This is a genomic window from Vibrio sp. SCSIO 43153, from assembly GCF_023716625.1.
GTDB lineage: Bacteria > Pseudomonadota > Gammaproteobacteria > Enterobacterales > Vibrionaceae > Vibrio > Vibrio rotiferianus.
The window spans coordinates 954,567-976,657 of record NZ_CP071855.1; the positions used below are offsets into that span (position 1 = coordinate 954,567).

At 45.1% G+C, this 22,091-nt stretch carries 17 protein-coding genes; 13 read left to right on the top strand and 4 right to left on the bottom strand.

The annotated features are described in order from the left end of the window. The first annotated feature begins 92 nt into the window (after nucleotides 1–92). The 5 genes from J4N37_RS04425 to J4N37_RS04445 all read left to right on the top strand — a co-directional run bounded on the left by J4N37_RS04425 (nucleotide 93) and on the right by J4N37_RS04445 (nucleotide 8,027). A complete protein-coding gene (locus tag J4N37_RS04425) occupies nucleotides 93–3,068 on the top strand; it encodes a M6 family metalloprotease domain-containing protein (RefSeq protein ID WP_252041754.1) in 2,976 nt (991 codons plus the stop codon). Between the two features lie 160 nt (nucleotides 3,069–3,228). Continuing rightward, on the top strand, nucleotides 3,229–4,698 hold the full coding sequence (locus tag J4N37_RS04430; RefSeq protein ID WP_252041755.1) for a protein adenylyltransferase SelO: 1,470 nt from the start codon (nucleotides 3,229–3,231) through the stop codon (nucleotides 4,696–4,698). Between the two features lie 215 nt (nucleotides 4,699–4,913). Continuing rightward, the gene (locus J4N37_RS04435) at nucleotides 4,914–5,912 is read left to right on the top strand and encodes a DctP family TRAP transporter solute-binding subunit (RefSeq protein WP_010446971.1); all 999 of its coding nucleotides are present in this window, start codon (nucleotides 4,914–4,916) and stop codon (nucleotides 5,910–5,912) included. A 75-nt stretch (nucleotides 5,913–5,987) separates the two neighbouring features. Further along, on the top strand, nucleotides 5,988–6,662 hold the full coding sequence (locus tag J4N37_RS04440; protein ID WP_010446973.1) for a TRAP transporter small permease: 675 nt from the start codon (nucleotides 5,988–5,990) through the stop codon (nucleotides 6,660–6,662). 3 nt (nucleotides 6,663–6,665) lie between these two features. Then, a complete protein-coding gene (locus tag J4N37_RS04445) occupies nucleotides 6,666–8,027 on the top strand; it encodes a TRAP transporter large permease (protein ID WP_045392838.1) in 1,362 nt (453 codons plus the stop codon). Between the two features lie 27 nt (nucleotides 8,028–8,054). Here J4N37_RS04445 and J4N37_RS04450 read toward each other — a convergent pair whose 3' ends face one another. From J4N37_RS04450 to J4N37_RS04460, 3 genes are all read right to left on the bottom strand, one after another. After that, complete coding sequence (locus J4N37_RS04450; RefSeq protein ID WP_081641268.1) at nucleotides 8,055–8,237, bottom strand: hypothetical protein; 183 nt, start codon at nucleotides 8,235–8,237, stop codon at nucleotides 8,055–8,057. 67 nt (nucleotides 8,238–8,304) lie between these two features. Then, entirely contained in the window at nucleotides 8,305–9,654 is a 1,350-nt protein-coding gene (locus tag J4N37_RS04455) for a sigma-54-dependent transcriptional regulator (RefSeq protein WP_252041757.1), read from the bottom strand. A 4-nt stretch (nucleotides 9,655–9,658) separates the two neighbouring features. Continuing rightward, entirely contained in the window at nucleotides 9,659–11,464 is a 1,806-nt protein-coding gene (locus J4N37_RS04460) for a sensor histidine kinase (RefSeq protein WP_252041758.1), read from the bottom strand. A gap of 525 nt (nucleotides 11,465–11,989) precedes the next feature. Between J4N37_RS04460 and tig the strand changes: the two genes are divergently transcribed. From tig to J4N37_RS04495, 7 genes are all read left to right on the top strand, one after another. Then, a complete protein-coding gene (gene tig, locus J4N37_RS04465; RefSeq protein WP_010446997.1) occupies nucleotides 11,990–13,294 on the top strand; it encodes a trigger factor in 1,305 nt (434 codons plus the stop codon). 105 nt (nucleotides 13,295–13,399) lie between these two features. Further along, nucleotides 13,400–14,026 (top strand): ATP-dependent Clp endopeptidase proteolytic subunit ClpP, encoded by a 627-nt coding sequence (clpP, locus tag J4N37_RS04470; RefSeq protein ID WP_005430931.1) that lies wholly within the window; start codon nucleotides 13,400–13,402, stop codon nucleotides 14,024–14,026. Between the two features lie 71 nt (nucleotides 14,027–14,097). Continuing rightward, on the top strand, nucleotides 14,098–15,378 hold the full coding sequence (gene clpX / locus J4N37_RS04475; protein ID WP_010447003.1) for an ATP-dependent protease ATP-binding subunit ClpX: 1,281 nt from the start codon (nucleotides 14,098–14,100) through the stop codon (nucleotides 15,376–15,378). A 130-nt stretch (nucleotides 15,379–15,508) separates the two neighbouring features. Then, entirely contained in the window at nucleotides 15,509–17,860 is a 2,352-nt protein-coding gene (gene lon, locus J4N37_RS04480) for an endopeptidase La (RefSeq protein ID WP_252041759.1), read from the top strand. Nucleotides 17,861–18,052: 192 nt separating this feature from the next. Beyond that, nucleotides 18,053–18,325: an HU family DNA-binding protein gene (locus J4N37_RS04485; RefSeq protein WP_010447007.1), complete on the top strand. Its 273-nt coding sequence runs from the start codon at nucleotides 18,053–18,055 to the stop codon at nucleotides 18,323–18,325. 211 nt (nucleotides 18,326–18,536) lie between these two features. After that, nucleotides 18,537–20,396, top strand: coding sequence for a peptidylprolyl isomerase (gene ppiD / locus J4N37_RS04490; protein ID WP_252041760.1), 1,860 nt, complete (start codon nucleotides 18,537–18,539; stop codon nucleotides 20,394–20,396). A gap of 143 nt (nucleotides 20,397–20,539) precedes the next feature. After that, complete coding sequence (locus J4N37_RS04495; protein ID WP_029560945.1) at nucleotides 20,540–20,827, top strand: ComEA family DNA-binding protein; 288 nt, start codon at nucleotides 20,540–20,542, stop codon at nucleotides 20,825–20,827. An 84-nt stretch (nucleotides 20,828–20,911) separates the two neighbouring features. Here J4N37_RS04495 and rrtA read toward each other — a convergent pair whose 3' ends face one another. Next, the gene (gene rrtA, locus J4N37_RS04500) at nucleotides 20,912–21,463 is read right to left on the bottom strand and encodes a rhombosortase (protein WP_038887521.1); all 552 of its coding nucleotides are present in this window, start codon (nucleotides 21,461–21,463) and stop codon (nucleotides 20,912–20,914) included. A 3-nt stretch (nucleotides 21,464–21,466) separates the two neighbouring features. Between rrtA and J4N37_RS04505 the strand changes: the two genes are divergently transcribed. Beyond that, complete coding sequence (locus J4N37_RS04505; protein WP_010447014.1) at nucleotides 21,467–22,084, top strand: tRNA-uridine aminocarboxypropyltransferase; 618 nt, start codon at nucleotides 21,467–21,469, stop codon at nucleotides 22,082–22,084. Nucleotides 22,085–22,091: the final 7 nt, after the last annotated feature.

Genomic DNA, 22,091 nt, shown 5'->3' on the forward strand with positions numbered 1-22,091 from the left:
TATTCATTTGATTAATTGATGCATGAACTTGTTCTTATATTTATGCATGAGGATCGCGTGCCCAAGCGCGAAACGTCAGATGGAGCAGAATTTTGAAAATAAAAACAATAGCCTTATCCGTAATCGGTATGTTAACCGCCTCGACGGTGTTTGCAACCACTCCACCGGCACCAATTTGGCATACCGTGCAGTTAGATGATGGCAGCCAGAGTAAGGTCATCTTACGAGGTTCAGCTGATTTCCATTGGTTTGAGGACAAGCAGGGTAATGCACTTGTTAAGCAAGACAAAGATTGGTTTTTTGCCAAGATTACCCAAGATGGAAACATCCCTAAACTAGAATCAACGGGCGTCAAGAAGCTTTCCAACCAAGACGCGCCCAGTGCTTCACTAGAACGACCAGACCTCCTCTACAAAGCATCACTTGAGTCGATGCAAGCGATATCTCCGAAAGCTCGGCATAATATTCTAAAGCGAAGTTATGGAATTCAAGCCATGAGCGCTTCGTCTAATTTTGAGCAGCCGCTTTTGGTCGTACAAGTTTCATTTACTGACCAAAAAATGGAGCACGATTTTTATTCCCTTGTGTTTGGTCAGTCTGGTCAAAGCGTTGTGGACTTCTATGACAAAAACTCTGGTGGTAAATACCAAGTGGTGCCTGCTAGAGAAAGTGTTGGGACAACAAACGATGGCATTATTAACGTTTTTGTTAATCAAAAGCAGCCAAACTGTCATACAAGCACGGATTTGAGCTGTTCGACTAAAATTGACTCTGTTATTGCTGAAGCATACGGGCGTATTGAGGACTCTGTTGATTTTGCAGCGTATGACCGTAATGGAGATGGTCAGCTTGATCCCGATGAACTCTCTGTAATGTTTGTGTTTGCTGGAGGTGACCGCTCAACGGGTTATTTAGACCGTCCCGCGATATGGCCGCACAAAGGTAGCCACAGCACGGTGAAAGTTGATGGTAAAAATATCACGGAATATTGTGTCTTTGGTGATTACCAAACCACGCATCAATCGACCATGGGGGTGATTGTTCATGAACTCGGCCACTTAATGCTTGGTCTGCCGGATCTTTACTCATATCACCATGATGGTTCTATTGGTATGTGGGGAGTGATGGCTGGTGGCTCTTGGGGGAAAAAGCCAGGCGATAACTATGCTGGTGAGACCCCGGTCAACATGAGTGCTTGGAGTAAGCATGCTGCTGGTTTTACTAATCCATCGGTTTCTTTAGACGCGAATACCAATATTGTAGTGCCAAATGGTGAATCAAGTGTGGTTTATCTGGATTCATACCTAAAAGAAATGGGGCCTCGTTTATACGTAGAGAACCGCACGCTGACAGATTATGACAGAGCGCTTCAAGGAGAAGGTGTTCTCGTTAGCTCTGTGAATATTCGCAATGCCTTTAATGATGTTGGTGAAATGCAAGTTCAGATCATGCAGGCTGATGGCTTAAAAGAGCTTGAGCAAGGCTCCTACGCTGATGAAAACGATTTGTACCCGCAAGGTAACACTTCAATTGGTGATAACACTAATCCTAGCTTGAGCGCAATTGCTGGCTTTGATACCAATGTTTCTGTTACTGGAATCACAAGCACATCGTCTTCTGCTAGCTTCGTGATGAGTCGTCCTGACGAGCCAAACAAATTTGCTTGGTTGAACAACCTTAACCGTGGCTACGTTTTCCCGACTCAAGACAATGCGCTCGCACTTAAAATGAACTTGGCTAACCCAACTGAGTTAGATGGCCTTCAATTATTTGCTGTGCCTACGAGTAAAGGTGGCGCCGTTAGTTACAAAGTTTGGCGCTACAGTTCAGTTAACGAAGTGTTTTCCACCATGACGTTTGATGATGCAAACGCGGAGTTACTCCAACAAGGCAGTGTGCAGCCTCCTAATCGAGTGCTGTTCTCTCAGCCTACTAAGTTACCTGCGGGTGAACATGTTCTATTGGTTGAGATAGAAGGAGGCACTTATGAAGGCAGTGTGAATTTCGGTGCACTTCACTCGGATATTCTGCAAAGCGAGCGACCATTGTGGGTTGGTAAAAGTGCAGATAAGTCGACTGAAGGCTTAATCAATACCGCCTTTTCGACAATTCCATTTGTGGCTCTGCTGGATTTAGATGTTGCTAGTGTAGTGACGGCAAAGCCTGATGCATTTGAGACGGCAAAAAACACTGACTATTCGCTGTCTTTGATGGCCAACGACGACATTGCTCAAGGGTACTTATTTAATGTCGTTATTGCTGAGCATCCAACTTATGGCAGTGTTCAAGGTGATGTCTACTCGCCGAAGAAGAACTTTGTAGGTGAAGACCGTTTCAAATATCGTCTTGTCTCTTCAGATGGCAGCATCACCTCAAACACGGTAGAGGTAGTGGTGACAGTAACGGGAGACAATGATGAACCATTAGCGGATGCGAGCGCAGATACAGGGGATCTAGAAAACAGCGGAAAGGTAACGCTATCTGCTGCGGGGAGCTCTGATCCAGATGGTGACGATCTGGAATATTTGTGGGAGCAAATTAATGGCCTAGCGACAACCATTGAAAATGCCAATACCGCAGAAGCCAGCTTTGCGATCCCACAGGGCAGTAAACAAGGTGATGTATTGACATTCCAGCTGACCGTTACCGATCCGAGCGGCTTAACATCGACATCCCAAGTGAGTGTCGAGGTGCAAAATGCGTCACCAGAAGCGAACACAGATAGCGTAACAGTGACTGCTGGTGAGGAGGTTGTCATTGATGTTCTTGCAAATGACACTGACGCTGAAGGTCATGATTTGACAATTAAATCAGTGACCATCACGAGTGGTGGAGGCAGCGCAGTAATTGAAAATGGGAAAATCCGTTACTCAGCGCCATCAGGTACAGGGCAATCTGTAATGTTAACTTACAGCATTATGGATGAAAAAGGCTCTACAGCGGCAGCGGTTGTGAATATTAATGTGCTTTCTCAATCGTCAGGGGTTTCGTTTGGTGACTCAGGTGGTAGCACTTCATTCTGGGCGCTGGCACTTCTAGGGCTGCTAGGTTGGCGTCGCCGTAGTTAAAATTATGACTCATAAAGTTAAGCCACTCGATTGAGTGGCTTTTTTGTCGGGTTGTTCCGCCGTCTTGGTAAGCACAAATACCCATGCACAATTCATGGCTGAAGGAGACCACGTTCACGGCGTATACTCTTTAACAGGAAGTCTTCGTTAAGGAACTGCAATGTCCATTTGGGAAGGGGTGAATTTCACTCATCGATTCAGTGCGCTACCGTCAGCATTTTTCACCCATGTTGCCCCACAACCGCTAGACAACACTCGTTGGGTTGTTTGGAATGGCGAGTTCGCGCAGCAGTTTGGTTTACCAGTTGCTGCAAATGATGAGGTGTTAAATGTGTTTGCTGGGCAAGCGGACTTTGCTCCATTTGCTCCTTTGGCAATGAAATACGCGGGCCATCAGTTTGGGGTGTACAACCCAGATCTGGGTGATGGTCGCGGTTTGCTGCTGGCAGAAATGCAGCACCAAGATGGCACTTGGTTTGATATTCACCTCAAAGGGGCAGGGTTGACGCCGTATTCACGAATGGGTGATGGCCGTGCGGTGTTGCGCTCTACGGTGCGCGAATATCTGTGTAGCGAAGCGATGGCAGGGCTAGGGATTCCTACCACCAGAGCGCTAGGCATGATGGACAGTGACACGCCAGTGTATCGCGAGAAGATGGAATATGGTGCGCTGCTGATTCGTGTTGCAGAAACACACATCCGCTTTGGCCACTTTGAGCACTTTTTTTATACCAATCAACTCACTGAGCAAAAGCTGCTTGCAGACAAAGTCATTGAGTGGCATTTCCCTGAATGCTTAAAAGCGGTGAAGCCATACACAGCAATGTTCGAACTTATTGTAGACAAAACTGCCGTGATGATTGCTTACTGGCAGGCTTACGGTTTTGCACATGGCGTGATGAACACCGATAACATGTCGATACTTGGGCAAACCTTTGATTACGGGCCGTTTGGCTTCCTCGACGACTACGATCCAAATTACATCTGTAATCATTCGGACTACCAAGGTCGTTATGCCTTTGAGCAGCAACCTCGCATCGCGCTTTGGAACCTTTCTGCCTTGGCGCACTCCTTGTCGCCTCTTGTGGCGCGAGAAGATCTCGAAATGGCGCTTGGCAAATTTGAAGTGCGCCTTAGTCGAAAGTTCAGTGAGTTGATGCGTGCTAAGCTCGGCCTTCATACCAAAGTTGACGAAGATGGCCGCTTGTTTGAAGCCATGTTTGAGCTGTTGAATCAAAACAAAACAGACTATTCCCGCTTCTTCCGCGAACTCTCTAATCTTGATGCTAAACCTTCCCAAGCTGTGATAGACCTGTTTATTGACCGAGAGGCGGCAAGTGCATGGGTAGACTTATATCTTGCGCGTTGTGAGTTAGAAGTCGACGAGAACGGTGAGCATGTCACTGTGCAGCAACGTTGTGAGCGCATGCGCCAAGTGAACCCGAAGTACATCTTACGCAATTACCTTGCTCAACTTGCCATTGATAAGGCTGAGGAGGGGGATTTCAGTGAAGTCAATCGACTGGCTGAACTGCTCAAGCGTCCGTATGATGAACAGCCTGAGTTCGATGATTATGCCAAGCTGCCTCCAGGTTGGGGCAAGAAGATGGAAATCAGCTGTTCCTCTTAAATGTGTCATTTTCCACCCATCTCGTTCATTCGTATGGGTGGATTTGACCCTTTATCTTTTCAAATAACCTTTCTTTTAATTTTAAGTTGTTGATTAATAACTAATAATTAACTTGGTCTGCAACTTGCTCCTTGTAGAACATCCGTACCCATCACCCTCTACCCATTTAGGTACTCATGGAAAGGATGGGATGTGATTCAACAAGGAGAATAATAATGTTTAAGCCTCTAACCCTACTGTCTGTCTCTGCTCTGGCAATCACTAGCTTTAATGCTGCTGCAAACTGTGACCCTGGTGAAACTGTGATTAAGTTTAGCCACGTAACCAACACGGACAAACACCCGAAAGGCATTGCTGCTTCGCTACTGGAAAAGCGCGTCAATGAAGAAATGAACGGTAAAGTCTGCATGCAGGTTTTCCCTAACTCGACGCTTTACGATGACAATAAAGTACTGGAAGCGCTGCTTAACGGTGATGTTCAACTCGCTGCTCCTTCTCTTTCAAAGTTTGAGAAATTCACCAAGAAGTACCGCATTTTCGACCTTCCATTCCTATTTGAAGACGTTGCAGCTGTTGACCGTTTTCAAAACTCAGAATCTGGCGAGAAGTTGAAGAACGCAATGAAGCGACGTGGCTTGCAAGGCCTGGCGTTCTGGCACAACGGTATGAAGCAGATGTCCGCCAACAAGCCATTAATGTTGCCAAGCGATGCCGAAGGGCTGAAGTTCCGCGTGCAAGCATCGGACGTTTTGGTCGCCCAGTTCGAACAGCTTGGCGCAAACCCACAAAAAATGTCGTTTAAAGAAGTGTATGGCGGTTTACAAACCAAAGTCATCGATGGTCAGGAAAACACGTGGTCAAACATCTACGGTAAGAAGTTCTTCGAAGTACAAGACGGTATTACTGAGACCAATCACGGCATTCTGGATTACCTCGTAGTGACGTCGAATGACTTCTGGAAAAATCTACCTGATGACCAGCGTGAACAGCTAAATACCATCATTCAAGAGGTCTCCGCTCAGCGTAACGCAGAGTCAACCAAAGTGAACCTTGCTAACAAGAGCAACATTATTGAAGCAGGTGGTGTGGTTCGCTCTCTGAGTGCAGAACAGCGCCAAGAGTGGGTAACGGCGCTTCAGCCTGTGTGGAAGAAGTTTGAGAAAGACATTGGTTCTGACTTAATCGATGCTGCGCTAGCTTCTAACCAGCAATAACAACATTAGACCGGCCCTCGTACGTTCCAACATATGGAGAGGGCCTCTTTTTCCAAATAATAACGTGATGTAATTATGGAACAGACATTTTTTGCCAAGGCCGGGCGAATCACCGATGCCATAGAAGAGACGTTGATAGCGTTCTTTCTTGGTGCTATGACCCTGCTGACGTTTGCCAACGTGATCTTTCGCTACGTCTTTAATGACAATATTCTTTGGGCTCTAGAATTAACGGTATTCATGTTTGCATGGATGGTTTTGGTCGGGGCGTCTTATGGTGTGAAGAAGCACTTTCATATTGGTGTCGATGTGATTATCAATATGGTCTCAGAGCCAAAACGTAAAATCTTTGCACTTCTTGCCTCTGCTTGCTGTTTGGCGTTTTCTATTTTGCTTTTGATCGGCTCTTGGAACTACTGGTATCCATTTGTCACTGAGCGTGCTTGGTATGAAACTGATGATATTCCTATGCCTGAAGTGTTTCAGTTTTTAGCTGAATGGCTCAATGAAGGCGAACGCTACGAGAAGCTACCACGATTTATTCCTTACTTTGCTTTGCCACTTGGGATGGCGTTACTCACTTTCCGTTTTGTACAAATTACTTGGCAAATTGCGACTGGGAAGCTGGATCGTTTAATTGCTGGTCATGAAGCAGAAGAAGAGCTAGAAGCTCTGAAAGAAGAGTTGAGCGAAGCCGCCGATGCGATTCCAAGTGGTTCAACGTCATCATCAGATCGTAAGGAGCAATAAATCATGGATATTCTGTTTTTATTCTTGATGGTTATTGGCTTCATGTTGATCGGTGTGCCAATTGCTGTCTCGCTGGGTCTTTCCAGTATTCTATTTCTATTAATGCATTCAGACGCGTCTTTAGCATCCGTTGCACAAACTTTATTTAATGCGTTTGCTGGCCACTACACTTTGTTAGCGATTCCTTTCTTTATCTTGGCCTCAAGCTTTATGTCTACTGGTGGTGTTGCTAAACGCATCATTCGCTTTGCGATTGCCATTGTGGGTTGGTTCCGTGGTGGCTTAGCCATGGCGTCGGTAGTGGCGTGTATGATGTTTGCCGCGCTATCAGGTTCGTCTCCAGCGACCGTGGTCGCGATTGGTAGTATCGTTATCGCGGGTATGATCAAAAATGGTTACTCGAAAGAGTTTGCTGCGGGCGTCATTTGTAACGCCGGAACGTTGGGTATTTTGATTCCACCTTCGATCGTAATGGTAGTGTATGCTGCGGCAACGGATGTGTCGGTAGGACGAATGTTCCTTGGTGGTGTGATTCCGGGCTTGCTTGCTGGTGTCATGTTAATGATCGCCATCTACATTGCCGCGAGGATTAAGAATCTACCTAAGCAACCATTTGTGGGATGGAAAGAAACGTTTGATGCAGCCAAAGATGCGAGCTGGGGCTTGTTGCTGGTGGTGATCATTCTTGGTGGTATCTATGGCGGTATTTTCACACCAACAGAGGCTGCGGCGGTTGCGGCAGTGTACTCATTCTTTATCGCGAACTTTATCTACAAAGACATGGGACCATTTGCTGATAAACAAAATACCAAACCAGCGATAGTAAAAGTGATTCAAACCTTTGTACATAAAGACACTAAGCATACCCTCTATGAAGCGGGTAAGCTGACAATCATGCTATTGTTTATCATCGCCAATGCCTTAATTCTAAAGCACGTACTTACTGAAGAACGCATTCCGCAGATGATTACCGAATCCATGCTGTCAGCGGGTCTCGGACCAATCACTTTCTTGATCGTAGTAAACGTTCTGCTGCTGATTGGTGGTCAGTTCATGGAACCATCAGGCTTGCTCATCATCGTTGCGCCTTTGGTATTCCCGATTGCAATCGCACTCGGTATCGATCCTATTCACTTGGGCATCATGATGGTGGTCAATATGGAGATAGGTATGATAACCCCACCAGTTGGGCTCAACTTGTTTGTGACTGCTGGGGTCGCGAAAATGTCTATGATGAATGTAGTGAAAGCTGCTTTACCGTGGGTGGCCGTGATGTTCTTGTTCCTCATAATCGTTACTTATGTGCCATGGGTATCGACGTGGTTACCAACAACATTAATGGGGCCAGAGATTATTACTAAGTAAATGGAAAACTACAGATGAGGAGGTGAACTAAACCTCTTCATCTATTGATTTGTGGATCGATGAGCGAGGATCTGGGTTGACTCTTCGTTCATATCCATTCCACTTCTTATTACTTTTACGGCGTTCTTCTCCTGAACGCCTCTCCTCTTGATAGTGGCCGTCAATTATGACGGTGTCACTGATGAACGGTACTCTGATTTTTTCACTCATACTCAAAGAAACCATGATTGCTTGTTCGTCTAAAAAGTATGGTTCAATTTAGGTGAGTGAAGAAAGCTCAACTGCCATTTTCTTTATATATGTCTTTATCTATCCGATAACGTTGCATCTTGTCGTACAGAGTTTTTCGAGGCACATTCAATTGTTCCATGGTTTGCTTAATGCTACCGCTATTTTCCAGCAATGCGTTCTCTATTGCAGCCTTCTCGAACTCAGCAACTTGCTCAGATAGGCTTGAAATGGTTGGGGGGGCGGATGGTGCTTCGCTTAATTGAGAGAGTTTGCCTAGCAAAACAAATCGTTCTGCCGCATTACGTAATTCACGCACATTGCCCGGCCAGTCGTGTGCGATCAACTGGGCCAAATCTTGGGGAGATAGACTGGGTGAGGTTTTTCCGTAACGTGATGCGGCGACCAATAAGAAGTGGTGGAACAGAGCAGGGATGTCTTCTTTACGTTCCCGCATTGGCGGCAAATCGAGGGTGACAACATTAAGGCGATAATAGAGGTCTTGTCTAAATGTACCTTCTTCGGCAGCCTGCTTTAAGTCGACCTTCGTCGCAGCAATAACCCGAATGTCCAGTGGCAGAAGCTCGTTAGAACCAACACGTTCAATCACTCTTTCTTGAAGCACTCGGAGTAAACGTATTTGTGCCTGAATTGGCATCGATTCAATTTCATCTAAAAATAGAGTTCCGCCCTGAGCAAACTCAAACTTACCGATACGGCGACTTTCTGCTCCTGTGAAGGCACCTTTTTCATGACCGTACAACTCGCTCTCAATCAGGTTTTCAGGCACCGCACCGCAGTTTACCGCGACGAAGTTATGATTGCGGCGGGAGCTCTGTTCATGCAGAGAGCGGGCGATCAATTCTTTACCTGTTCCTGTTTCACCAAACAACAAGATGTCTGCATTCGTATCAGCGATGTGGCCAATGGTTTCGCGTAGCATTTGAATACTTGGAGTTTCCCCGATGATTCTTGGTCCAAGTGTTTTACTGGCTTTGAGTGATTGGCGTAACTTACGGTTTTCATTGGTTAGTTGACGTTTTTCAATGGCGCGTTTAACGGTTTCAAGCAAATGCTCAGGTGCGAAAGGTTTTTCAATAAAGTCATAAGCTCCTTGATGAAGGGCTTGAACGGCCGTAGAAATATCACCATGGCCAGTGATCATGATGACAGGCAAATCCTCATCGCGTTGACTAAGTGTGGTCAGCAAATCCATACCAGAAATGCCTGGCAAACAGATATCTGTGATTACAACACCTGCCTTTTCACCTTGTTGCATCGCAATTAGGGCCGATTCAGCGTCAGGAAAGAAGCAAGCATCGATTTCGGCTAGTTCAAAAGTTTGCTCGATTGCAAGTCTGAGATCTGCTTCGTCATCAATAAAAAACACCTGGCACATGGTCTCATCCTTCTGAAAGTTTGGCACTGGTTGATGTCATTGGTAGGCAAAGAGAGAATCGAGCACCACCTTGTTCTCGATTCTGTGCACTTAACTTACCGTTCATGCTGGCTAAAATTTGCTGTGAGATAGAAAGCCCCAAACCTAAGCCATTTTGTTTGGTGGTTAAGAATGGCTCACACAGTTCTGAAAGTGTGAACTCACCGAGTCCAGCGCCATTATCGTCAACATGAATCCATACGAGCCGGGACTCTTCGTCTTGCTCAACGGATAGCACAACCTGTTTGTCTTCTTTTTCTTTAAGGGCCTCTAACGCGTTGGTCAGTAAGTTCACCAGCACTTGTTCGAGCTGAATGGGATTAATCTGCACTTCAACATCTTGTTCTATCAAATTTGTTTCTAACGTTACGCGAGCCGATTTGAATGCAGGTTTCATTAACTCTTTGACTGAGGCCACAACAGGTAAAAGGTGAACACGAATCAGTTCATTACCACTGGTTTTCTTCGCGAAGGAGCGTAATTGTTGACTAATGTTGGCCATTCTGTCGGTGAGTGCAGAAATGCGTGTCAGGTTGTCTTCAACGCGATCAAATTTCTCTTTTTGTAGAAAGAGTTTACCGTTCTCAGCAAAGCTACGAATTGCCGCGAGAGGGTTGTTTAGTTCATGGCTAATGCTTGCTGACATTTGCCCTAATACTGCCAGTTTAGCGGCCTGTATTAGCTCATCTTGTGTGAGGCGTAATACTTGCTCTGTTTCTGCTCGTTGGGCAATTTCGGCTTGAAGCTCAGCGGTTCGTGCCATGACTTGAAACTCCAGCTTTTGATTGGCCTCTTGCTGCACTCGTTCTAGTTGGATGTGGCGTTGTTGGCGGTGGTAGATAAGCTGTCCGATGAGGAACAAGATCGTAAAGGACAGCGTGAGCACGAGCAGATAGCTCATTGTTGTCCATAACACAGAATGACGCGGAGAAATCACTCGGATTGTTAGCCCCAACTGAGGCAATGGCATAGAGGAAATAACCAGGGTTCCTTTATTGTACGGATAACCCTGTTTTGCTTCAGTATGTTGCTCTTCTAAGTTACCGACTAAATCAAGGCTGACGATTTCGGTATCTAAATACTGTTTGCTTGCCCAAACCTGTGCTTTCTGTGATTCACTGAGCGGTTTTAGGCTTTTAAATAACCAATCAGCGCGGCTACTCATAAAAATAATCCCGGCAGGATCGCTTGCAACAAATACGCTTGCCGCTTGTTGCCAGATGTCTTCTATTTTACTTAGATCCATTTTTACCACCACTACACCAATAGCACCGCCTGCATAGATAATGGGGTAGGAGTAGTAATAACCCCGCTTACCCGAGGTTGAACCAAGTGCATAATACTGACTATTACTGCCGACGATGGCTTGTTTGAAATAAGGACGAAAGGCAAAATTTCGACCGACGAATGATCGCGGTTTGCGCCAGTTACTCGCGGCAATGGTCGTGCCATACTGGTCAATTAAATAGGTATCAGCGGCTTCGATAACCTCATTTACGGATTCAAGGTAACGATTAGTGATTTCAAGCTGAGCGCTATTGTTTGGGGTGAGCAGTGCGTCAATCAGGGGGGCGTCTTTTGCTAATAAATGAGGGATATGCGCGTATTTATCGAGCTTGTTCTGAATATGACTAGAAAAGCGTTCGAGTTGTGATTGGTGTTCGTCGAGTAGGTCTTGATAACTGTGCTGCCAAACCCACCTACCGCCAAGTAGTGCGCAGAAGAAATATGAGGTGAAAAAAAACAGCAAAATACGGCGACGCTGTGACATCCTTTCATGCTCCTAATTCTTCATAAGTCCATGTAAAGAAATGTTAATGGTTTGTTTGAACGAATGGCGAAATAGTTTCCAACTCTGTGGAGTAAAACAAGAGCAAGATCTCTTTTTAGGCTTTTCGATAAAAAAACCAGTCGATTCTCTTGAAAAAGTCGCTATTGTCCCCATTCTAGATATGGCTAGCGTATATAGGCGTTAGATAAGAGCCCGATTGAGTGAAAATGAGGTCGGCGTTTGAGAATTTAGCACAGACAATGCGCAGATAGTGGCGATTGGCTCGACAGGGTTACAACAGATCGCTAGAATGTCGCGTCTAAAATTCTGTCCTGAGGCTAATAGGAGATACCTTTAGCAGGTTTGTTGAAGATATCACTGATTAGTCCGGCACTGAAATTCAGTGTCGATACTCGATTTTAAATTAAGTGTTCGGATAGAGCACTACACAAGGATGAAGCGTTAACTCCAGAGAGTTCGCTCATACGCTCGGAAACACCGAGCCACTTTAGAGGTTTATATATAATGCAAGTTACTGTTGAAACGCTAGAAGGCCTAGAGCGCCGTCTTAACATTACTGTTCCAGCTGCAAACATCGAAGATGCTGTTACAGCTGAACTACGCAACATCGCTAAAAACCGTCGTTTCGATGGTTTCCGTAAGGGTAAAGTGCCTCTAAAAATGGTTGCTAAGATGTACGGCAAAGCAGTACGTCAAGACGTTCTTGGTGAAGTTATGCAACGTCACTTCATCGAAGCGATCGTAAAAGAGAAAATCAACCCAGCTGGCGCACCAACTTTCGCTCCAGTTGAAAACAACGAAGGCGCAGACCTAGTATTTACTGCAACTTTCGAAGTTTACCCAGAAGTTGAGCTAAAAGGCCTAGAAAGCATCACAGTTGAAAAACCAACAACTGAAGTTAACGATGCAGATGTAGAAGAGATGATCGAAACTCTACGTAAGCAACAAGCTACTTGGGCTGAAGTTGAAGAAGCTGCAGAAGCTGGTAAGCGCGTAAGCATCGACTTCGTTGGCTCTATCGACGGTGAAGAGTTTGAAGGCGGTAAAGCTGAAAACTTCCCACTAGAAATGGGCGCAGGTCGCATGATCCCAGGTTTCGAAGACGGTATCGAAGGTAAAACTAAAGGTATGGAATTCGAAATCGACGTAAACTTCCCAGAAGATTACCACGCTGAAAACCTAAAAGGTAAAGCAGCTAAGTTCGCTATCAAAGTGAACAAAGTTGAAGCTCGTGAACTACCAGAACTAAACGACGAGTTCGTTTCTAAGTTTGGTGTTGCTGAAGGTGGCGTTGAAGCACTTAAAGCTGAAGTTCGTAAGAACATGGAGCGTGAGCTTAAGCAAGCTATTAAGACTCGCATCAAAGAGCAAGCTATCGACGGTCTAGTTGCACAAAACGACATTGACGTACCAGCGGCACTTATCGAACAAGAAATCCAAGTTCTACGTCAACAAGCTGCACAACGCTTCGGTGGTAACCCAGAAGCAGCTGCACAGCTTCCACGTGAACTGTTCGAAGAGCAAGCTAAACGTCGCGTAGTTGTAGGTCTTCTACTAGGTGAAGTAATCAAGTCTGAAGAACTAAAAGCTGACGACGAGAAAGTTAAAGCGCTAATCGAAGAAATGGCTACAGCATACGAAGATCCATCAGAAGTTGTTGCTTACTACGAGCAAAACGAGCAAATGATGAACAACATGCGTAACGTTGCTCTAGAAGAGCAAGCTATCGACGCGATCATCGCTAAAGCACAGGTTACTGAGAAAGAAGTAAGCTTCAACGAGCTACTTAACCAACAACCTGCTGCTTAATAAGCAATATCTTGCGTAGAAGGTTGACTTAACGTCGACTATTCTGCTAACAATGGTCCGTGTGATACTTATCATCCGGGCCATTTATTTTAGGGACATAAGAATATGAGCTACCAAGAAAAAAATGCAATGTCGCCAATTATTGACGCGCTAGTGCCAATGGTGGTTGAACAAACTTCCCGCGGCGAACGTTCTTACGACATCTACTCACGCCTATTGAAAGAGCGTGTGATTTTTCTAACAGGTCAAGTGGAAGACCACATGGCAAACCTTGTCGTGGCTCAACTACTTTTCCTAGAATCTGAAAATCCAGATAAAGACATTTTCCTATACATCAACTCACCAGGCGGCAGCGTAACTGCAGGTATGTCTATCTACGACACTATGCAGTTTATCAAACCAAATGTAAGTACTGTATGTATGGGTCAAGCTTGCTCTATGGGTGCGTTCCTGCTTGCAGGTGGTGCGCCAGGTAAGCGTTACGTTCTGCCTAATTCACGAGTGATGATCCACCAACCATTAGGTGGCTTCCAAGGTCAGGCTTCTGATATTCAAATTCATGCTCAGGAAATCCTGACCATCAAGCAGAAGCTAAACAACCTATTAGCAGAACATACTGGCCAGCCTCTTGAAGTGATTGAACGCGATACCGATCGTGACAACTTCATGTCGGCAGATCAGGCAGTAGAATACGGTATTGTGGATGCAGTGTTGAGCCACCGCGGCGAGTAATTTAGCCAGCGCATTTTGGCTAAATTTGATATACACTCATTCATAAAGAGTAAAGGCTAAGAGGTTAGCGAATGACAGATAAAAGCAAAGAAAGCGGCAGCGGCAAATTGCTGTACTGCTCTTTCTGTGGCAAAAGTCAGCACGAAGTTCGCAAGCTAATCGCAGGTCCGTCAGTTTACATTTGCGACGAGTGTGTCGACTTATGTAACGATATCATTCGCGAAGAAATTAAAGATGTTCTCCCTAAGAAAGAATCTGAAGCGTTACCAACGCCAAAACAGATCCGTGAACATCTTGATGACTATGTGATCGGACAAGATTACGCGAAAAAAGTGCTCGCAGTTGCGGTATATAACCACTACAAGCGTTTACGCAATGGTGATACAACGAGCGAAGGTGTGGAACTTGGTAAGAGTAACATCCTTCTAATCGGCCCAACGGGTAGTGGTAAAACACTGCTTGCTGAGACGCTAGCTCGATTCTTGGATGTGCCATTTACGATGGCTGACGCAACCACATTAACCGAAGCGGGTTATGTAGGTGAAGACGTTGAAAACATCATCCAGAAGCTTCTGCAAAAATGTGATTACGATGTAGCTAAGGCTGAACGCGGCATTGTATACATTGACGAAATTGACAAGATTTCTCGTAAAGCTGAAAACCCATCAATTACGCGTGACGTATCTGGTGAAGGTGTTCAGCAGGCGCTACTAAAACTTATCGAAGGTACGGTTGCATCGGTTCCACCACAAGGTGGCCGTAAGCATCCGCAGCAAGAATTCCTACAAGTGGACACGTCTAAGATCCTGTTCATCTGTGGTGGTGCATTTGCTGGCTTAGATAAAGTGATTGAACAGCGTGTAGCGACAGGCACAGGTATTGGTTTTGGCGCAGAAGTGCGTTCTAAAAACGAAACCAAAACGGTCGGTGAACTATTTATGCAGGTAGAGCCTGAAGATCTAGTGAAATACGGCCTGATTCCTGAGTTCATTGGTCGTCTGCCGGTAACAACAACACTGACAGAGCTTGATGAAGAAGCGTTAATTCAGATCCTTTGTGAACCGAAGAACGCTTTAACTAAGCAATACGCAGCATTGTTTGAGCTAGAAGACGCTGAACTTGAGTTTCGTGAAGATGCGCTACGTGCTATCGCTAAGAAAGCAATGGAGCGTAAGACTGGTGCTCGCGGTCTGCGTTCAATTCTAGAAGGCGTTCTGCTAGAAACCATGTACGAACTGCCATCAGCGACGGACGTAAGTAAAGTAGTGATTGATGAATCAGTCATTAACGGTGAATCAGAACCACTGCTTATTTACAGCAATGCCGACAACCAGGCTGCTGGAGCAGAATAAATTCAGCCATGAATAAAAAGGAGGTAAGTAATTACCTCCTTTTTTTATTTCTCTTATTGAATCCAAACAATTAGCCCCCATATACTGCCTTAAGTAATACGTTAAACGTGAAAGCGGAAGAGAGAATTATATGAACTTGGAACGTTCCGAGCGTATCGAGATCCCGGTATTACCTCTACGTGACGTAGTGGTCTACCCACACATGGTTATCCCTTTGTTTGTTGGTCGTGAGAAATCAATTAGCTGTCTAGAAACAGCGATGGAAACGAACAAACAAGTGCTGCTTGTGGCGCAAAAGCAAGCAGACACTGATGAGCCATCCGTTGATGACCTTTTTGAGGTCGGTACAGTTGCGACGATTCTTCAACTTCTAAAATTGCCTGATGGCACAGTAAAAGTGCTAGTTGAAGGCCAACAGCGTGCCAGAATCAACCATTTTAAAGAAAGCGACTTCTTCTTGGCTGAAGCTGAGTTTATCGTGACTCCTGAATTGGATGAGCGTGAACAAGAAGTGATTGTACGCAGTGCGATTAACCAGTTTGAAGGTTTCATCAAACTGAACAAGAAGATTCCGCCAGAAGTTCTTACTTCGCTGAGTGGCATTGATGAAGCAGCGCGTTTAGCCGACACTATCGCTGCGCATATGCCACTTAAGCTGGTAGATAAACAACAAGTTCTTGAAATTGTTGATATCACGGAACGTCTAGAGTTCTTGATGGGGCAAATGGAATCTGAAATCGATCTGCTTCAGGTCGAAAAGCGAATCCGTGGCCGTGTTAAGAAACAGATGGAAAAATCTCAGCGTGAGTACTACCTGAATGAGCAAATGAAAGCGATTCAGAAAGAACTTGGCGAGATGGAAGATGCGCCTGATGAGTTTGAAACACTGAAGCAAAAGATTGAAGAATCGAAAATGCCTCAGGACGCACGTGAGAAGACAGAACAAGAGCTGCAAAAGCTTAAGATGATGTCTCCAATGTCTGCAGAAGCGACAGTGGTACGTAGCTACATCGACTGGATGGTAAGCGTGCCTTGGAACAAACGTTCTAAAGTGAAGAAGAATCTAGCGAAAGCAGAAGAGATTCTAAACGAAGACCACTACGGTCTAGAGCGTGTAAAAGAACGTATTCTGGAGTACTTAGCGGTACAAAACCGTATCAACAAGCTGAAAGGTCCAATCCTTTGTCTTGTTGGTCCTCCTGGTGTTGGTAAAACATCGTTGGGTCGCTCAATCGCTGCAGCTACAGGCCGTAAGTACACGCGTATGGCACTGGGTGGCGTGCGTGACGAAGCAGAGATCCGCGGTCACCGTCGTACTTACATCGGTTCATTGCCAGGTAAGCTCATTCAGAAGATGTCGAAAGTCGGTGTGAAAAACCCACTATTCCTTCTGGATGAAATCGACAAGATGTCTTCAGATATGCGTGGTGACCCATCGTCGGCACTGCTAGAAGTTTTAGACCCAGAACAAAACAATGCGTTTAACGATCACTACCTAGAAGTAGATTACGATTTGTCTGATGTAATGTTCGTCGCGACGTCTAACTCGATGGATATTCCGGGTCCACTACTTGACCGTATGGAAGTGATTCGCCTGTCTGGTTACACAGAAGACGAGAAGCTGAACATTGCAAAACGTCACCTTGTTGATAAACAAGTGAAGCGTAACGGTCTGAAGCCAAACGAAATTACTATCGAAGATTCAGCGATCATCGGCATTATTCGTTACTACACGCGTGAAGCGGGTGTACGTAGCTTAGAGCGCGAGATTTCTAAGATCTGCCGTAAAGCAGTGAAGAACATCCTGCTTGATACAAGCTTGAAGTCTGTGACGGTTACAATGGACAACCTAAAAGAATACCTAGGTGTTCAACGTCATGACTTTGGTAAGGCGGATGACAGCAACCGTATTGGTCAAGTAACTGGCCTAGCTTGGACACAAGTTGGCGGCGATCTACTGACTATCGAAACGGAAGCGATGCCTGGTAAAGGTAAGCTGACGCAAACTGGTTCTCTGGGCGACGTAATGAAAGAGTCGATCCAAGCGGCAATGACGGTTGTACGTTCACGTGCTGAAAAGCTGGGTATTAACTCAGACTTCTACGAAAAACGTGACATCCACGTGCACGTACCAGAAGGTGCGACACCAAAAGATGGCCCAAGTGCGGGTATCGCAATGTGTACTGCACTAGTTTCTAGCTTGACGGGTAACCCAGTAAAAGCAGAGGTGGGTATGACAGGTGAAATCACACTACGTGGTGAAGTTCTACCTATCGGCGGCCTAAAAGAGAAGTTACTTGCAGCACACCGTGGTGGCATCAAAACGGTACTGATTCCGAAAGACAATGAGCGTGATTTGGAAGAGATTCCAGAAAATGTTATCGCAGATCTGCAGGTTATCCCAGTACAGTGGATCGACGAAGTTCTGAAAGTTGCACTAGAGCGAGACCCTACAGGGGTTGAGTTTGAAGCTAAAAAATAGTGATGTGCAGCAAAAATAAGTAAAACTTTACGCTGATAGGCCCAAAAAGGCTTGTCAGCGTTTTTTTTTGGCACTAAGTTAAGTTCGACAGCTGTCAGCCCTTTAGGAATAAGGCCTGAAGCTACTTTATTTTTATATGGAACGAAAAGTCATCACAAAAATAATCACAGATGACACAAAGGGGAAATCACAGTGAATAAAACTCAATTAGTAGAAAAAATCGCAGAAAATGCAGACATCTCTAAAGCGTCAGCTGGCCGTGCTCTAGATGCATTCATCGAAGCTGTTGGTGGCACACTGCAATCAGGTGACCAAGTTGCTTTAGTTGGCTTCGGTACTTTTAGCGTTCGCACTCGTGCAGCTCGCACTGGCCGTAACCCTAAGACTGGTGAAGAGATCCAAATCGCAGAAGCGAAAGTTCCTTCATTCAAAGCTGGTAAAGCTCTAAAAGACGCTTGTAACTAATACTAGCGATCTTATCTCGGTTTCTGAGCCTTCGCGTTTTGCGTGTTTTTTGTTCAAAATGCTTGTTTTGAACAAAAATTTACAAAGTCTCTGCCGAACTTTTTGAAATTATGCGCATCCTACTGATGCGCATTTCTTTTTCTGATATTATCGCGTCATTACATTTTTCTATTGGAAGCGTTTAGCTTCAATTGTGGAGAGCAGTTAAATTATGATGGATCGATTACGCGAAGGCGTGAACAGCATCGCGATCAAAATTATCCTTGGATTGATCATCCTGTCTTTCGTATTCGCAGGGGTAGGGAGCTATCTAACAAGTGGTGGCAACAACGCGGCAGCTAAAGTAGGCAACACTGAAATCAGCCGTGGCGAGTTTGAAATGGCTTACCAAAACGAGCGTAACCGTATGCAAGCTCAATTTGGTGATTCTTTCGCTCAAATGCTAGCTGACCCTGCTTATGTTGAGTCTTTCCGCAAATCTGTTTTAGATCGTATGATCAATGACGTTTTACTGGATCAGCAAGCAGAATCACTAGGTCTTCGTATTAGCGATGCCCAAATCCGTACCATGATTCTTGAACTACCTCAGTTCCAATCAAATGGTAAGTTTGACCAAGATGTTTACCAAGCATCATTACGCCGCGCAGGTTACTCTCCAGATTCATTTGCTGAGTACATGCGTAGCCAACTTGTACGTGAACAGCTTCTAAACGCACTTCAACTGAGTGAGTTTACGCTACCGGGGGAAGTACAAGCTGAAGGCAAGCTATTCACACAAACACGTGATATTCGCACAATCACAATTAATCTTGATGACTTCGCTAAGCATGTAGAACTAACAGATGAAGAAATCCAAGATTACTACAAAGCAAACCCAGATAACTTTACTCGCCCAGAGCAAGTGAAAGTTGCTTACATCGAGCTATCTGCAGAAGAGCTGAAAAAGCAAATCCAAGTTTCTGACGCAGACGTTAAGCAATACTACGACGAGCACCTAGATAAGTACTCTTCAGAAGAGCAACGTCGCGTAGCACACATCCTTGTTGAAGGTGATGATGAAGCGAAAGCGCAAGCAATTCTTGATGAGCTAAACGGTGGTGCAGACTTCGCTAAGCTGGCAGAAGAAAAGTCTGACGACTTTGGTAGTGCTGAAAACGGCGGCGACCTAGGTTGGATTGAACGTGATGTTATGGATCCTGCATTTGAAGAAGCTGCATTTGCACTTAAGAATGTTGGCGACACAACTGGTTTAGTGAAATCTGATTTTGGCTACCACATCATCAAGCTTGAAGAGCTAAAAGATTCGGTTGCTAAACCATTTACTGAAGTCGCAGCTGAGATCAAGAAAGAAATGGTTGATCAAAAAGCAGTGGATCAGTTCTACGAGTTGCAAAGCGAACTTGAAAAAGTGGCATTTGAATACCCAGACTCGCTAGACGATGCTTCACAAGCTGTTGGTCAAACAGTGAAGACAACAGACTTCATCTCTCAAGTTGATGCGCCAGAAGTTCTTAATAACCCAGCAGTAATGCAAGCGATTCTTAGCCCTGAAGTGAAAGAAGATGGCCTGAACTCTGAAGCAATCGAAGTAGCGCCTGAGCACATCATTGTTGTTCGAGTTGAAGATGCTCGTGATGAAACGGTTCTTCCTCTAGAGCAAGTAAAAGAGCAAGTTGTTACTGAACTTTCACGTGTTAAAGGTGAGCAACAAGCACTGACTCTAGGTGATAAAGTTGTTGAATCTCTACAAGCTGGCGATGACGCAATCCTAGCAGAAAACAAACTAGCGTTTGGTGAGCAGGAATCAATTGATCGCCGTTCTCCGTTAGCAAGCACAGTATTTGCGATGGCAAAACCTACTGAAGGTAAACCTGTGTTTGGTCAATCGAAAGACTTTGCTGGTAACATCGTTATCATTGAGCTAGATGCGGTAACTGCAGAGCTTGACGGTGAATTAGAACAGCAAGTTGCAATGCAAATGCTGCGTAGTTCAGCGCAACAAGATCTTGCTTCTGTCGTTTCTGTTCTTCGTGCTAACACGGATATCGAATACTTCGTTGTGAGCAACTAAACAAAACGAGTGTAATTCGCATGTTAAAAAAAACGGGTCGCAATAGCGGCCCGTTTTATTTTTGTCGCTCTTCACTTTTTTGATCTTTCTATATCCCATAGATTGCTTTTAAGCCAAAGATGAAGGAGGAGAAGGCAATGAAAATGAAGTGGATTCTATCAGTACTGTTATGCGTGCTTGCACCAGTTAGCCATGGAGTCGCAGCTGAGAGCAACAGTAAACATGAAGGTATTGAAATTACGGTTAATGTAAATACAGCTTCGGCAGAGGAGTTAGCGACGCTGCTGAAAGGTATCGGGTTAAAGAAAGCGAATGATATCGTTGAGTATCGCCAAGAGAACGGCCCATTTAAAACTGCGGCTGATTTGTCGAATGTTAAAGGTATAGGGTCAGCTACGGTTGAAAAGAATCTTCAGCGTATCTTGTTATAAACGTAGAAAATAATGTTCCTGCTATCCCGAGTCGCCTACTTTTATTGACTCGGGATTTTTTGTTTTTGTCTGACAGTTGATTACTTAACCAAACACTCGTCGGTGCAGGCCTCTTTCAATCAATGCCATACTCAAACCGCCGATGGCGCCGAACAAGTGGGCATCAACCGCTACGCGAGCACCAATCATGGCTGCTGTACTCGCTGAAGGACCGTAGAACTGCTCCCAAGCGACTTTAGCAATCAAACCACCTACGAGCACTAAACTGCTTCTCCTGCCGTCGAAAACCTCAGCCAGAGCCCAGAAACCGAATAAGCCGTGCAGCACACCAGACAGCCCGACATAAACCGACATATTGGTGAACAAGTTCATTGCACCAACGAAGGTACACAAAACCAGAAATACGATGGTGAAATTACGCACGGTAGGGCGGAAGATAAATCCGATCACCCATAAACCAGCCAGATTCATACCTAAGTGAGCAAAGTTGGTATGCGTGAGATTTCCTGTTACGATTCGCCACCATTCGCCGTGGCGTATATTGTAAGCGTGCCACTCGGTTAGGCTTGCCATTGGTTCGAATTGTAGTATTAAACAGATAACGCTGATGATGCTCAGCAATGTATAAAGGTTCACTCTATGTCTCGTTATTGTTCTCAGTGTGGAAAATCGCGCAAAGCTTGTATTTGCCAATGGATTGTACCGCTAGCAAACGAGGTTGAACTTATCATCCTTCAGCATATGAGTGAAGAACATCGTCCCCTTGGTACGGCAAGAATTCTCAATTTGAGCTTAAATCATTGTACTTGTCTGATCGGAGAAGACTTTTCTGATAATGATGCCTTAAATGCTTTACTAGAAGATGATGCTTACCAACACTTTATTCTTTACCCGTCTGAGCAGTCGTTGTGTCTTTCTACGCTATCTGCAGATGAAAGTGCTTCCGTTAAGAAAATACGTTTGATTTTGCTTGATGGTACCTGGAAGAAAGCCTACAAGATGTGGCAGCTATCGACTAACTTGCATGCTATACCAACAGTGAAGTTGCCAGAGAATCTGCAAGGTCATTATACGATTCGCAAAGCGCCATCTGAAAACAGCTTATCGACGGTTGAAGCGGGATACCATGCGCTGAGCTTGGTAGAACCAGACAAAGATTTTGAGCCATTGCTGACGGCGTTTGAGAAGATGATTGAATTTCAAATCGCCCAGATGCCTCCGGGCGTATTTGAAAAGAACTATTTGAAAGGTGAGTAGCTCTTCC

Coding starts and splice junctions, on each gene's coding strand:
- J4N37_RS04445 (WP_045392838.1), top strand. CDS start 6,666: ATGGATATTCTGTTTTTATTCTTGATGGTTATTGGCTTCATGTTGATC.
- J4N37_RS04495 (WP_029560945.1), top strand. CDS start 20,540: ATGAAGTGGATTCTATCAGTACTGTTATGCGTGCTTGCACCAGTTAGC.
- clpX (WP_010447003.1), top strand. CDS start 14,098: ATGACAGATAAAAGCAAAGAAAGCGGCAGCGGCAAATTGCTGTACTGC.
- J4N37_RS04460 (WP_252041758.1), bottom strand. CDS start 11,464: ATGTCACAGCGTCGCCGTATTTTGCTGTTTTTTTTCACCTCATATTTC.
- J4N37_RS04440 (WP_010446973.1), top strand. CDS start 5,988: ATGGAACAGACATTTTTTGCCAAGGCCGGGCGAATCACCGATGCCATA.
- ppiD (WP_252041760.1), top strand. CDS start 18,537: ATGATGGATCGATTACGCGAAGGCGTGAACAGCATCGCGATCAAAATT.
- J4N37_RS04435 (WP_010446971.1), top strand. CDS start 4,914: ATGTTTAAGCCTCTAACCCTACTGTCTGTCTCTGCTCTGGCAATCACT.
- tig (WP_010446997.1), top strand. CDS start 11,990: ATGCAAGTTACTGTTGAAACGCTAGAAGGCCTAGAGCGCCGTCTTAAC.
- lon (WP_252041759.1), top strand. CDS start 15,509: ATGAACTTGGAACGTTCCGAGCGTATCGAGATCCCGGTATTACCTCTA.
- clpP (WP_005430931.1), top strand. CDS start 13,400: ATGAGCTACCAAGAAAAAAATGCAATGTCGCCAATTATTGACGCGCTA.
- J4N37_RS04505 (WP_010447014.1), top strand. CDS start 21,467: ATGTCTCGTTATTGTTCTCAGTGTGGAAAATCGCGCAAAGCTTGTATT.
- J4N37_RS04450 (WP_081641268.1), bottom strand. CDS start 8,237: ATGAGTGAAAAAATCAGAGTACCGTTCATCAGTGACACCGTCATAATT.
- J4N37_RS04430 (WP_252041755.1), top strand. CDS start 3,229: ATGTCCATTTGGGAAGGGGTGAATTTCACTCATCGATTCAGTGCGCTA.
- J4N37_RS04455 (WP_252041757.1), bottom strand. CDS start 9,654: ATGTGCCAGGTGTTTTTTATTGATGACGAAGCAGATCTCAGACTTGCA.